A 12623-nucleotide genomic window follows, 5' to 3' on the forward strand; every position below is an offset into this window, starting at 1 on the left:
CCTACAGGAGCCGCGGGCCTTCAGTTTTTTCGCGCGGGGCCGTGCCCGGACGCGTCCCGCTCGTTGGACACCGGGGAGGGCCCAGGCTTGCCCTGATACCCCATGGGGGTATAGTTTGTGTGCAGCGGGGGATCGGGCGTACGCCTGGTCCCGCACATCTTGCGAAAGGACACCGCCATGAGCACCGCGACCTTCACCGTAACCGGCATGACCTGCGGTCACTGCGTCTCGTCCGTGAAGGAGGAGGTGTCCGAGGTCCCCGGCGTCCTGGACGTGCAGGTGGAGCTGGCCGGCGGCCTGCTGACCGTGTCGTCGGACGGCGAGGTCGACCGCGCCGCGGTCCGCGCCGCCGTCGCGGAGGCGGGCTACTCCGCCGAGGACGGGGCCAAGGTCACCCAGTGACCCCGGGGCCGCCCAGGGGCCCGGGAGCCCGCCTCCCGGGTACCCCTACCCCGTACGGATATCACATACCGTCAGACGACCGTACTGAGCGCCACAGAGGAGGAACAGTGACCACCCCGCCGCAGGCAGACGCCACGAACGCCGCGCGCATCGACCTCGACCTCGGCGGCATGACCTGCTCCTCGTGCGCCAACCGCATCGAACGCAAGCTCAACAAGATGGACGGCGTCGCGGCCACCGTCAACTTCGCGCTGGAGAAGGCCACCGTCACCTACCCCGCCGCGCTCGACCCGGCCGACCTGGTCAAGGCGGTCGAAGCGGCGGGCTACACGGCGACCCCCGTGCGAGACGACCCGGAGCCGGGCGGCGGCGAGTCCGGCTCCGGGGCCGACGCGGGGGCCGGGTCCGAAGACAAGGACGGGGACGGCAAGGACGCCGAGCTGCGGTCGCTGCGCGAGCGGCTGACGTACAGCGTGCTCCTGACCGTCCCGGTCATCGCCCTGTCGATGATCCCGCCGCTGCAATTCCGCTTCTGGCAGTGGCTGGTGCTCGCGCTGTCCGCGCCGGTGGTCGTGTGGGGCGGCTTCCCGTTCCACAAGGCCGCCGCGAAGAACCTGCGGCACGGCACCGCGACCATGGACACCCTGGTCTCGCTCGGCACGCTCGCGGCCTTCTTCTGGTCGCTGTACGCGCTGTTCATCGGCGGTATGGGCGAACCCGGCACGACCATGGAGTTCAGCTTCACGGCGTCCGGCGGCCACGCCGAGATCTACCTGGAGGCGGCCTCCGGCGTCATCGCGTTCATCCTGGCCGGCCGCTACTTCGAGGCCCGCTCCAAGCGCAAGGCGGGCGCCGCGCTGAAGGCGCTGCTCGAACTGGGCGCGCGCGAGGTGTCCGTGCTGCGCGCGGACGGCGGCGAGGAGCGGATCCCGGTCGACCGCCTGGCGGTCGACGACCGGTTCGTGGTGCGTCCCGGCGAGAAGATCGCCACGGACGGTGTGGTGGTCGAGGGCTCGTCGGCGGTCGACGCGTCCATGCTGACCGGTGAGTCGGTGCCGGTCGAGGTGCGTCCGGGTGACGGCGTCACGGGTGCCACCATCAACGCGGGCGGACGCCTCGTCGTCCGTGCCACCAAGGTCGGTGCCGACACGCAACTCGCCCAGATGGCCCGGCTGATCACCGACGCGCAGACCGGCAAGGCCGCCGTCCAGCGGCTCGCCGACCGCATCTCGGGCGTGTTCGTGCCGATCGTGATCGCCCTCGCGGTGGCCACGCTCGGGTTCTGGCTCGGCACCGGCGAAGGCGCCACGGCGGCGTTCACCGCCGCGGTCGCCGTGCTGGTCATCGCCTGCCCGTGCGCCCTCGGCCTGGCCACTCCGGTCGCCCTGCTGGTCGGTACCGGCCGCGGCGCGCAGCTCGGCGTACTGATCAAGGGGCCGGAGGTCCTGGAGAACACCCGCCGCGTCGACACCGTGCTGCTCGACAAGACCGGCACGGTGACCACCGGACGCATGGCGCTCGTCGCGACCGTGCCGGTGAACGGCGGCGACGCCGACGAACTGCTGCGGCTGGCCGGAGCGGTGGAGCACGCGAGTGAGCACCCGATCGCCAAGGCCGTCGCCGCGGCGGCGGCCGAACGGCACGGGGCGCTGCCGCCGGTGGAGGGCTTCGCGAACCGTGAGGGCCTCGGTGTCGAGGGCGTCGTCGAGGGCCACGCGGTGGTTGCGGGACGCCCGGCGCTGCTCGCGGACTGGGGCCTTGCACTGCCGGAGGAACTGGCGGCGGCGCTGGACGAGGCCGAGGGAGCGGGGCGTACCGCGATCGCGGTGGCGTGGGACGGCGGGGTGCGCGGTGTGCTCGTCACGTCCGACACCGTCAAGCCCACCTCGGCGGCGGCGGTCGCCGGGCTGCGCGAACTGGGGCTCACTCCGGTCCTGTTGACCGGCGACAACGAGCGGGCCGCGCGGGCCGTGGCGGCGCAGGTCGGCATCGACGAGGTCGTCGCCGGGGTGCTCCCGGCGGGCAAGGTCGACGCGGTCAAGGCGTTGCAGGCCGAGGGACGCGTCGTCGCGATGGTCGGTGACGGCGTCAACGACGCGGCGGCGCTGGCCACCGCGGACCTGGGGCTCGCGATGGGCACCGGCACGGACGCGGCCATCGAGGCGGCCGACCTCACGCTGGTGCGCGGGGATCTGGGCGCCGCGGTCGACGCGATCCGGCTGTCCCGGTCGACGCTGCGGACGATCAGGACGAACCTGTTCTGGGCGTTCGCCTACAACGTCGCCGCGATCCCGCTGGCCGTGGCGGGCCTGCTCAACCCGATGATCGCGGGCGCCGCGATGGCCTTCTCGTCGGTCTTCGTGGTCGGCAACTCGCTGCGTTTGCGTGGGTTCAAGTCGACTGCGCCGGAGGTGGGCGCGGGCGGCGCGGCCACGGCCGCGAAGCGGCGGGAGCCCGTTCCGGCCGCGCACTGAGCGGCCTCGGCCATGACACCGGTCGCCGGGAGCGTCGCCACGGACGGTCCCGGCGACCGGTTTCTGCGTGCCGTGCGGTCGTCAGCCGGACTTCCGCACGGTGGCGCCGGTCACCAGCCAGGCGTCGCCGCGTGCGCGCAGGCCGAGCAGGACGAGACGGGCCACCATGAACGCTCCGATGCCCCACCACCACAGCGCCACCAGGCCGCCGCCCAGGCCGAGGACGACGGCGACCGTACCGGCGAACACGAGCAGCACGGCGGGCATCATCAGCGCCAGGAACCGGCCGTCGCCCGCGCCTATGAGCACGCCGTCCAGCACGAACACCGGTCCGGCGAGCGGCTGGAGCGCGGCCGCGGCGAGCAGGATCAGGCCGAGGAGGTCGCGTACCGCCGGGTCGCCGGTGAACAGCGGGATGTAGAGCGGCCGCGCGGCGACGATCACGACGGCGAACACCGCGCCGGTCCACACGCTCCACGCGAGCATGCGCCGGGTCGCGGCGCGCGCCCCGGCGACGTCGCCCGCGCCGAGCGCGCGTCCCACGATCGCCTGTGCGGCGATGGCCAGGGCGTCGAGGGCGAAGGCGAGGAACGTCCATATCTGCCACGCAACCTGGTGCGACGCGATCTCGGTGTCGCCCATGCGGGTCGCCGCGACCGCGCCGATCAGCAGGATCGCGCGCAGGCTGACGGTGCGGACGAACAGCGGCGCACCCGCGGCCGCGGAGGCTCGTATGCCCGCGAAGTCGGGGGTGAGCGGGGCGTCGTGGCGCCGGGCGCCGCGCACCACGACCACGAGGTACGCCGCGGCCATCGCCCATTGCGCGATCACCGTGCCCCACGCGGACCCGGCGATGCCCAGGTCGGCGCCGTAGACGAGGCCGAGGTTGAGTGCGACGTTCGCACCGAACCCGGCAACCGCGACGACGAGCGGCGTCCGGGTGTCCTGGAGCCCGCGCAGCACACCGGTGGCGGCGAGCACGATCAGCATGGCCGGAATGCCGAGGCTGCTGATGCGCAGGTACGTCGTGGCGTGCGGGGCGGCGGTCGCCGACGCGTCGAAGGCGTCCACGATCCACGGCGCGGTCACCGCCCCGACGACCAGCAGCCCGGTGCCGATCAGGGCGGCCAGCCAGACGCCGTCCACGCCCTGGCGGATGGCGCCGCGCCGGTCGCCCGCTCCGACGAGGCGGGCGACGCCGGCGGTCGTCGCGTACGCGAGGAACACGCACAGGTTGACCAGCGTGGTCAGCACCGTGCCCGCGATGCCGAGGCCGGCCAGCTCGGGGGTGCCGAGGTGACCGACGATCGCGGCGTCGGCGAGGATGAACAGCGGCTCCGCGACCAGCGCGAAGAACGCCGGCACGGCCAGCCGCAGGATCTCCCGGTCCTGGGCGCGGCCGGTACGGCGCCGCGGCTCGCGGGCGGGTCTCGGGTCGCTTTCGACGGTGGTGCGCACTTGTCCACGGTAGTCATCCACAGGTAATGATCACAATCCATCAATGGTCATTACTTGCCGCTGCGGGCGGTGGTTGTCCACATACGCGGGGCGATTGCCGGTCCATCGGACCGGAAGTTTTTCACATGCACAGGCGGTGGATAGAGAAACCGCAGGTCAACGCCGGTTTCCACACCTGTGGACAACGCTTTCCGAAGTCTCTGCACACAGGTTGTGCACAGCCGCGGCGGTCTCGGTCCACAGAGTTTGCACAGTTATCCACACCCCCTGTGGACAACGACGTTGGTCGGGGCCCGGACCACCCTTACGGTGAGGGACTGCACAACGCGTGGTGCGGCCGTTTTGTCGGCCCGTTGCCGTATGAAGGAGCAGGACCACCAGGCGCCCCCGAGGGGGCCGGGCGCACGCCGTGTCCCGACGTCGAGGAAGGAAGCACGGCATGAGTGTCTCGGAGTACGAGGACGCTCCCCCCGCCCGCGAGGGCTTCGAGCGCACACCACCGCAGGACATCGCCGCGGAGCAGTCCGTCCTCGGCGGCATGATGCTCTCGAAGGACGCCATCGCCGACGTCGTCGAGAACCTCAAGCCGATCGACTTCTACCGCCCGGCGCACGAGATGGTCTACAACGCCGTCCTCGACCTGTACGCCCGCGGCGAACCGGCCGACGCCGTCACCGTCGCGGCGGAGCTCACCAAGCGCGGCGAGATCGGCCGCGTCGGCGGTGCCCCGTACCTGCACACGCTCATCTCCTCGGTCCCCACCGCCGCCAACGCCGAGTACTACGCCCGCATCGTCCGCGAACAGGCCGTCCTCCGCCGCCTCGTCGAGGCCGGCACCCGCATCGTCCAGATGGGCTACGCCGCCGACGGCGACGTGGACGAGATCGTCAACGGCGCCCAGGCCGAGGTCTACGCCGTCACCGAACAGCGCACCAGCGAGGACTACGCCCCCCTCGCCGACATCATGGAAGGCGCCCTCGACGAGATCGAGGCCATCGGCTCCCGCAACGGCCAGATGTCCGGTGTCCCCACCGGCTTCACCGACCTCGACTCCCTCACCAACGGTCTCCACCCCGGCCAAATGATCGTCATCGCCGCCCGCCCGGCCATGGGCAAAAGCACCCTTGCGCTGGATTTCGCCCGAGCCTGCTCAATTCGTCACAATCTGCCCAGTGTGATCTTCTCCCTCGAAATGGGGCGCAACGAGATCGCGATGCGTCTGTTGTCCGCCGAGGCGCGGGTCGCGCTGCACCACATGCGGTCAGGCAACATGACGGACGAGGACTGGACCCGGCTCGCCCGCCGCATGCCGGACGTCAGTGCGGCGCCGCTCTACATCGACGACTCGCCGAACCTCTCGATGATGGAGATCCGCGCGAAGTGCCGACGCCTCAAGCAGCGCAACGACCTTCGCCTCGTCGTCATCGACTACCTCCAGCTCATGACCGGAGGCGGCAGCCGCCGCGCGGAGAGCCGCCAGCAGGAGGTCTCCGAGATGTCGCGAAACCTCAAGCTCCTCGCCAAGGAACTCGAAGTCCCCGTCATCGCCCTCTCCCAGCTCAACCGAGGTCCCGAACAACGCACCGACAAAAAGCCCATGGTGTCCGACTTGAGAGAAAGTGGCTCAATTGAACAGGATGCCGACATGGTGATCCTTTTGCACCGTGAGGATGCCTACGAGAAGGAATCACCGCGCGCGGGCGAGGCGGACTTGATCGTGGCGAAGCACCGCAACGGCCCCACCGCGACGATCACCGTGGCGTTCCAGGGCCACTACTCACGCTTCGTCGACATGCAACAGGGCTGACCCCGGGGCATCGTGCAGGGTCTCAGCTCCACGGCCGGACCCCGTGCGGCGAAGCGGAGTCGTATCCGAGGCGCGCGAGCTCGGCCTCCAGGAGCGACGTCGTCTTGCCGATCCAGATGACCGAGTCCGGTTGGGACGACGCCGTACCCGATGCGCCAACCGTCCCCCCGAAGAGCGAAGCCGTCACGTCATATCCCGACTGTGCGGGCACCTGCGCCGGCCCGGGGCCGGGACGAAGCAGCTCATGCTCCTGCCGCAGTCGGTCGGGACCGTGAGGACACGCCACGCTGACGAGACCCGAGCGGCCGCCCCGCCGGGACTTCGTGGCGTTCCACACCGCGTTGCCCCGGTTCGGAGGTGGGGACGTCAGCGGGTGAGGACATCTGCATTGACGGGGGAGGGGCTTACAGGGGACCTTTGCGCGTGAACGCTTGACTGCACACCCTGTGAGGAACAGTGCCGGTACGAATCCGCCGTGCGCGCCCCGACGAGGCCGGGGCGCTGACGGGGCTGATGCACGGACTCAGTGCGTATCAGGGGGAGTATGCGTCGATCCTCGACGGATACGAGGTGGCTTCGGAGTACATCGCGCGGAACCCCGTCTACCTCGCGGAGGAGGAGCGTGACGGGGCGCTGCTCGGGTTCTACGGGCTTCTGCTCGAACCCCCGGAGCTGGACCTGATGTTCGTCGCCGACCGGGCCCAGGGGCTGGGCGTCGGCCGACGACTCGTGGACCACATGCTGCACCGCGCGCAGGACGCCGGGGCGGGGCGCGTGAGGGTGGTGTCCCATCCGCCCGCGGAGGAGTTCTACGTGCGGATGGGCGCGGTACGTGCGGCGACGCTCCCGCCGCAACCGCCGAAGGTCACCTGGGAGCGTCCCGAACTGTGGTTCACGGTGGGGGAGTCGGGAGTGGGGTAGGGGACCCCTGGGAGCCACGGGAGCCCTGGGAGCCACGGGGGCCTGGGAGGGCCACGGGAGTCCCTCGGAGACGGGAGACTTCGAGAAGAGAGCTGAGGATCAGAGGACCTCGTCGAGCTCGGCGAGGAGGCGGCGCTTGGGGCGGGCGCCGACCAGCGACTTCACCGGCTGTCCGGCGCGGAAGAGCATGAGGGTGGGCATGGAGAGCACGCCGTAGGCGGCGGTCGTCTCCGGGTTGGCGTCCACGTCCAGGCTCACGATGCGGAAGCGCGACTCCTCGGCGGCGATGTCGCCCAGCACGGGGTCGATCATGCGGCACGGGCCGCACCATCCGGCGGTGAAGTCGACCAGGACGGGCGTGTCGGACGCCAGGACCTCGTCTGCGAACGTGGCGTCGGTGACGGGGGAGAGGGTGCTCACGGCTGGGTGTCCTTTCGCGGGGCGGGCGCGGCGTAGTCGCACGGGGCCAGGTCGCACTTGGGCTCGGGTCCGCCCGGCGTGCGCGCCGCGGCCTCGACCTCGGCACGGGCCAGTTGGGCGGCGACCTCGGCGCGTACCCGCATCATGTGCCCGATGCAGGCGTCGAGTTCGGCGAGCTTGGCGCGGTAGACGTCGAGGGAGGCAGGGCAGGAGTCGCCCGCGGGATGGCCGGCCTGGAGGCATTCCACGAAGGGACGGGTGTCCTCCAGATCGAAGCCGAAGTCTTGCAGCGTGCGGATCTGGTGCAGCAGCCGCAGGTCGTCCTCGTCGTAGTCGCGGTAGCCGTTGACGGTACGCCGCGCCGGGAGCAGTCCGCGCGCCTCGTAGTAGCGAAGCGTGCGGGTCGTGGTGCCCGCCCGTTCGGCCAGTTCTCCGATGCGCATGCACGCTCCTCCCCGCGTCCTCCCGCGTCGTCGGCTCCGACGCTAGACCTTGACGTCGACGTCAAGGCCAGCGCCGGAGCCCGGGCGGGCATTCCCGCGGGGACGGGTCCGGCTCAGCGCGCCGTGAAACCACCGTCGATGGCCAGTGCGGCGCCGGTGATGAAGGACGACTCGTCGCTGAGCAGGTACGCCACGAACGACGCGATCTCGGCGGGCTCGGCGATCCGGTTCACCGGGTGCAGCGACGCGATGTGCGCGCGCGCCTCGTCGCTGGTGAGCATGGTGGCCCTGGCCAGCGGGGTGTCGACGCCGCCGGTGGTGATCGCGTTGACGCGTACGCCCTGCTCCGCCACCTCCAGCGCGGTCGCCCGGGTGAGTCCGACCACGGCGTGCTTGGCCGCGACGTACGCCGCCACCTCCGGCATGCCGACCACGCCGAGGTTGGACGCGTTGTTGACGATCGAGCCGCCGCCACCGGACGCGGTGATGGCCGGCAGCTGGTGCTTCATGCAGTAGAAAACGCTCGTCAGGTTCTGCGCGATGTCGGCGTCCCAGGCGCCGCGGTCCACGGTCGGGACCGGGCCGAACGCGTTGATGCCGCCGGCGTTGTTGAACGCGCCGTCGAGCCGCCCGAATTCGCCGACCGCGGCGGTGACCAGGGCGGCGGCGTCCTCCTCGACGGTGACGTCGGCGGGGACGAAGAGCGCGCGTCCGCCGGTCGCGCGGATGTCGGCGGCGGCCTGCTCGCCGACGTCCTTGCGGCGGGCGCCGAGGACGACGGCGGCGCCCTCCGAGGCGAGGCGCTGGGCGACGGCGAGGCCCATGCCGGAGGTGCCGCCGGTGATGACGACGACCTTGGAGTCGAGGCGCGAAGACATGGCTGTGCCTTTCGTGAAGCGGGAGGAAGGAACGGTGTCCGAGGCATGGGCCCGGTGCCTCGGTCACCGCCACCAGACTGCGCGACGGCCGTCGGTCGCGCTGGCGGTAAACGGACCTCGCGTGACCAGCGGAAATCGGACGCCGCATCCGGCACGAGGCGCGCCGCGCGTGCGGGGGATGTGGGCTGCGGACATGCCGGGGCCTGGACGTGCGGACGCGCAGGGCGCGGACATTCCGGATGCGCGCCCGCCGGTTGAGGGCGCATCAGTGCGGACGTTCGGGGCGCGATTGCGGGGGGGCGGGGGGCGGAAGTTCCCGGCACGCACGTCCCCGCATCCCCCGGCGCGCCCCCGTCCCGAGGTGGGCCTGGACCCACCCCCGTTCGGGGGCCGGGGGCAATGTCCCTGCGGCACCGGCTCGGCAGACTTCTTGGTGTAGGAAGAAGAGCCCGCAGGTCGGGGCAGAGCCGCAGGAACCGAGGAGGAGTCATGAGTGCAGAGGCCGGTTTCGGCTTCCGGCGCGGGGGGATTGCGGCGCTGCGGGGGCTGGCGCTCGTTCCGGCGATGATCCCGGGGCTGGTGCTGTTCTGCCTGACCGTCACGTTCCTGCCGCTGATGGTCATCGGCATCGGATTCCTGGTGGTCCCGGTGCTGGTCGCCGCCACGCGGTCGCTCGCCGATCTGGCCCGGCGCCGTTCGCTGCGCTGGACCGGGGTGGAGATCGCCCGTCCCTACCGTCCCGAGCCGGAGTACGCCGGCGGCCTCGCCGGTGTGGTGCAGCGCTGCCGCCACCTGCTGGCGGACCCGGCGACCTGGCGTGACCTGCTGTGGCTGATCGCCGACTGGGTCGTCGGGCTGTTCCTGGCGATCCTGGCGCTCGGTTTCATCGCGCAAGGCGTGTTCGGCCTGACCCAGCCGTTCCTGTGGGAGACGCTGGTCGACGCGGGCGACAGCGGCTGGTACACCTTCCTCAAGGTGGACAGCGACGGCCGCGCGATCCTCGCGGTGCTGCTCGGCCTCGTCTACATCGCGATCGGCTTCGCGATCGCCCCGGCCATGCTCAAGGCGCACGCGGTGTTCAGCCGTTCGCTGCTGGCGCCGACGCAGAAGGCCGAGATGCGGCTGCGGGTGGCCCAGCTCACGACGAGCCGTACCGACGCGGTCGACGCGTCCGCAGCCGAGCTGCGCCGTATCGAGCGCGACCTGCACGACGGCGCGCAGGCCCGGCTGGTCGCGATGGGCATGAACCTCGGTGCCGCCGAGGCGATGCTGGAGACCAATCCGGCGGCGGCCCGGGCGCTGCTCACCGAGACGCGGGAGGCGTCCGCCAAGGCCCTCAACGAGCTGCGCGACCTGGTGCGCGGCATCCACCCGCCGGTCCTCGCCGACCGCGGTCTGGGTGACGCGGTGCGCGCCCTCGCTCTGGAGAGCCCGCTGCACGTGGACGTGACGGTGGACGTAGCGGGACGCCTGGAGGCGCCGGTCGAGTCGGCCGGGTACTTCGCGGTCAGCGAGGTGCTGACGAACGTCGCCAAGCACGCCGGTGCGCAGAACGTGTGGATCGATCTGCGGTACCGCGCCGGCCGGTTGCGCATCGAGGTGACCGACGACGGACGCGGCGGTGCGGCTCTCAACAAGGGGACGGGGCTTCGCGGGATCGAGCGCCGGCTCGGTACATTCGACGGGACTCTCGCCCTGGTGAGCCCCCAGGGCGGCCCGACGACGGTCACCATGGAGCTGCCGTGCGTGTTGTCCTCGCCGAAGACCTCGCCCTCCTGAGGGACGGGCTGGTGCGGCTGCTCGAAGCCCACGGTTTCGAGATCGTCGCGGCGGTGGACAACGGACCGGAGCTTTTGAAGGCGCTGGTCGACAACAATCCCGATGTGGCGGTGGTGGACGTACGGCTTCCGCCCACGTTCACCGACGAGGGCCTCCAGGCTGCGCTGGAGGCCCGTCGCCGTGTTCCGGGCCTGCCGGTGCTGGTGCTGTCGCAGTACGTCGAGCAGTTGTACGCCCGGGAGTTGCTCGCCGACGGCTCCGGCGCGGTCGGCTACCTGCTCAAGGACCGGGTGTTCGACACCGACCAGTTCGTCGAGGCGGTGCGCCGGGTCGCGGGCGGCGGCACCGCGATGGACCCCGAAGTGATCGCGAAGCTGCTGACCCGCAGCGCGGAGACCACCCCGCTGGGCCAGCTCACGCAGCGCGAGCGCGAGGTGCTGGAGCTGATGGCCGAGGGCCGTTCGAACGCCGCGATCGCGAAGCAGTTGTTCGTGTCGGAGGGCGCGGTCAGCAAGCACACCACGAGCATCTTCGGGAAGCTCGGCATCATGGCGTCCGACGACGACAACCGGCGGGTGCTCGCGGTCCTCGCGTACCTGGGTGCGTGACCGGCCGGACGGCGGAGCGCCCGAGCGCGTGACCGCCCGGACGACGGCGTACCCGGGCGCGTGACCGGCGGCGCGGTCGCAAAACGACGTTCCTTCGCCGGGACGACCTTTGACTACTCCCGTCGGAGTAGCGCCGCGAGTGCGCTTCTGCGCGCGGCGTGCGGGGCGCTCCTACAGCGGGCGGAACTTGGCTGACCTGCGCCTTTTCAGATTGTGTAGGGCCCACATTGCTGCCTACGTTCAATGCTGCCCATCCGCGTGCCCGCATCTCCGTGCCCGCGGGACCGCAGCGTGAAGGAGACAGCATGTTCGGACGACTCGGAAGGCTCGTCGTCCACAATCCCTGGAAGGTCATCGGGGTCTGGCTGGTGGCCGCGGTCGCCCTGGTGGCGTTCGCGCCGAAGCTCTCCGACATCACCAATCAGGACACGGCGAGCTTCCTGCCCGGCAAGTACGAGTCGGTCCAGGCGGACGAGCTCGCCGAGCAGCAGTTCCCGCAGTCCAAGGACCAGAGCGCGCTGCTGGTCTTCAAGCGGGCGGACGGCGGCGCCTTCACCCCGGACGACCAGGAGGCCGTCAAGGGCATCGTCGCCGAGCTCGCGAAGAGCCAGGTCGAGCCGGTGCCGCCGGGCGGCGAGGCGGAGGTCGGCGCGGTCACCTCGGTGGAACCGGGTCAGCTCTCCGACAACCAGAAGATCATGCTGGCGAACGCCACGATGAAGGGCACCGCGCAGGACACCGAGGTCAACGACGCCGTCAAGCACCTGCGCGAGGCGACCGAGCCGCTGATGAACGGCACCGACCTCAAGGTCGGCTACACCGGCGGCCCCGCGATGAACCTCGACAACGAGGACGCCTTCAAGAAGGCCGAGGCGATCGTCGGCATCGTGACGATCGTGCTGATCCTGGTGCTGCTGCTGATCATCTACCGCAGCCCGGTGGCCGCGCTGATGCCGATCGTGGTGGTCGGCCTGGTCGCGGTGGTGGCCCCGGCGGTGATCGCGCTGGCCGGCAAGGCGTTCGGCTTCGAGGTCGAGCAGTCCTTGCAGACGATCCTGATCGTGGTGCTGTTCGGCATCGGCACCGACTACATCCTCTTCCTGCTGTTCCGCTATCGGGAGCGGCTGCGCGCGGGCGACGACAAGAAGCAGGCCATGATCGTGGCCGTCGAGCGCGTCGGCGAGGCCATCGCCTCGGCCGCGGGCGCGGTGGTCATCGCGTTCGGCGCGATGCTGTTGGCCACCCTCGGCAGCTTCCGGTCGATGGGCCCCGGCCTGGCCATCGCGGTCATCGTCATGGCGATCGCGGGTCTGACGCTGGTCCCGGCGGTCGTCTCGCTGCTCGGCCCCAAGGTGTTCTGGCCCAGCAAGTCCTGGCAGAAGCAGCCCGAGGGCACGACGTTCCAGCGCATGGGCAAGCTGGTCGGCCGGGGG

Annotated in this window: 12 protein-coding genes; 7 read left to right on the forward strand and 5 right to left on the reverse strand. The window is 71.1% G+C overall.

Annotation, left to right across the window (positions count from 1 at the left end; translation table 11 throughout):
* The first annotated feature begins 177 nt into the window (after positions 1-177).
* Together ACRX5S_RS08325 and ACRX5S_RS08330 are read left to right on the forward strand one after the other, a co-directional pair.
* A complete protein-coding gene (locus tag ACRX5S_RS08325) occupies positions 178-402 on the forward strand; it encodes a heavy-metal-associated domain-containing protein (RefSeq protein WP_436772132.1) in 225 nt (74 codons plus the stop codon).
* Between the two features lie 170 nt (positions 403-572).
* Positions 573-2876, forward strand: a complete 2304-nt coding sequence (locus ACRX5S_RS08330; protein WP_436772242.1) for a heavy metal translocating P-type ATPase — start codon at positions 573-575, stop codon at positions 2874-2876.
* Positions 2877-2957: 81 nt separating this feature from the next.
* On the opposite strand, the gene ACRX5S_RS08335 is transcribed toward ACRX5S_RS08330, so the two are convergent.
* Positions 2958-4334, reverse strand: coding sequence for an MATE family efflux transporter (locus ACRX5S_RS08335; RefSeq protein WP_436772133.1), 1377 nt, complete (start codon positions 4332-4334; stop codon positions 2958-2960).
* A gap of 439 nt (positions 4335-4773) precedes the next feature.
* Here ACRX5S_RS08335 and dnaB point away from each other — a divergent pair, with 439 nt between their 5' ends.
* Positions 4774-6141, forward strand: a complete 1368-nt coding sequence (gene dnaB / locus ACRX5S_RS08340; RefSeq protein WP_436772134.1) for a replicative DNA helicase — start codon at positions 4774-4776, stop codon at positions 6139-6141.
* A 22-nt stretch (positions 6142-6163) separates the two neighbouring features.
* On the opposite strand, the gene ACRX5S_RS08345 is transcribed toward dnaB, so the two are convergent.
* Positions 6164-6328 carry a hypothetical protein gene (locus ACRX5S_RS08345; RefSeq protein WP_436772135.1) on the reverse strand — a complete coding sequence of 55 codons (165 nt, stop codon included), beginning with the start codon at positions 6326-6328 and terminating at the stop codon, positions 6164-6166.
* A 326-nt stretch (positions 6329-6654) separates the two neighbouring features.
* Here ACRX5S_RS08345 and ACRX5S_RS08350 point away from each other — a divergent pair, with 326 nt between their 5' ends.
* On the forward strand, positions 6655-7062 hold the full coding sequence (locus tag ACRX5S_RS08350) for a GNAT family N-acetyltransferase (RefSeq protein WP_436772243.1): 408 nt from the start codon (positions 6655-6657) through the stop codon (positions 7060-7062).
* Positions 7063-7161: 99 nt separating this feature from the next.
* Here the strand turns inward: ACRX5S_RS08350 and trxA are convergent, their stop codons facing one another.
* From trxA to ACRX5S_RS08365, 3 genes are all read right to left on the reverse strand, one after another.
* On the reverse strand, positions 7162-7482 hold the full coding sequence (trxA, locus tag ACRX5S_RS08355) for a thioredoxin (RefSeq protein ID WP_436772136.1): 321 nt from the start codon (positions 7480-7482) through the stop codon (positions 7162-7164).
* Positions 7479-7925 (reverse strand): MerR family transcriptional regulator, encoded by a 447-nt coding sequence (locus ACRX5S_RS08360; RefSeq protein WP_436772137.1) that lies wholly within the window; start codon positions 7923-7925, stop codon positions 7479-7481. The genes trxA and ACRX5S_RS08360 overlap by 4 nt, the downstream gene beginning before the upstream one ends.
* 113 nt (positions 7926-8038) lie before the next feature.
* On the reverse strand, positions 8039-8803 hold the full coding sequence (locus ACRX5S_RS08365; protein ID WP_436772138.1) for an SDR family NAD(P)-dependent oxidoreductase: 765 nt from the start codon (positions 8801-8803) through the stop codon (positions 8039-8041).
* Between the two features lie 489 nt (positions 8804-9292).
* Here ACRX5S_RS08365 and ACRX5S_RS08370 point away from each other — a divergent pair, with 489 nt between their 5' ends.
* The 3 genes from ACRX5S_RS08370 to ACRX5S_RS08380 form a co-directional block, all read left to right on the forward strand.
* Positions 9293-10582: a sensor histidine kinase gene (locus ACRX5S_RS08370; protein WP_436772139.1), complete on the forward strand. Its 1290-nt coding sequence runs from the start codon at positions 9293-9295 to the stop codon at positions 10580-10582.
* Positions 10546-11190 carry a LuxR C-terminal-related transcriptional regulator gene (locus tag ACRX5S_RS08375; protein ID WP_436772140.1) on the forward strand — a complete coding sequence of 215 codons (645 nt, stop codon included), beginning with the start codon at positions 10546-10548 and terminating at the stop codon, positions 11188-11190. The genes ACRX5S_RS08370 and ACRX5S_RS08375 overlap by 37 nt, the downstream gene beginning before the upstream one ends.
* Positions 11191-11495: 305 nt before the next feature.
* A partial coding sequence (locus ACRX5S_RS08380) for an MMPL family transporter (protein ID WP_436772141.1) occupies positions 11496-12623 on the forward strand: 1128 nt, incomplete at its 3' end.

It is taken from the genome of Yinghuangia sp. YIM S09857, from assembly GCF_051388915.1.
GTDB lineage: Bacteria > Actinomycetota > Actinomycetes > Streptomycetales > Streptomycetaceae > Yinghuangia.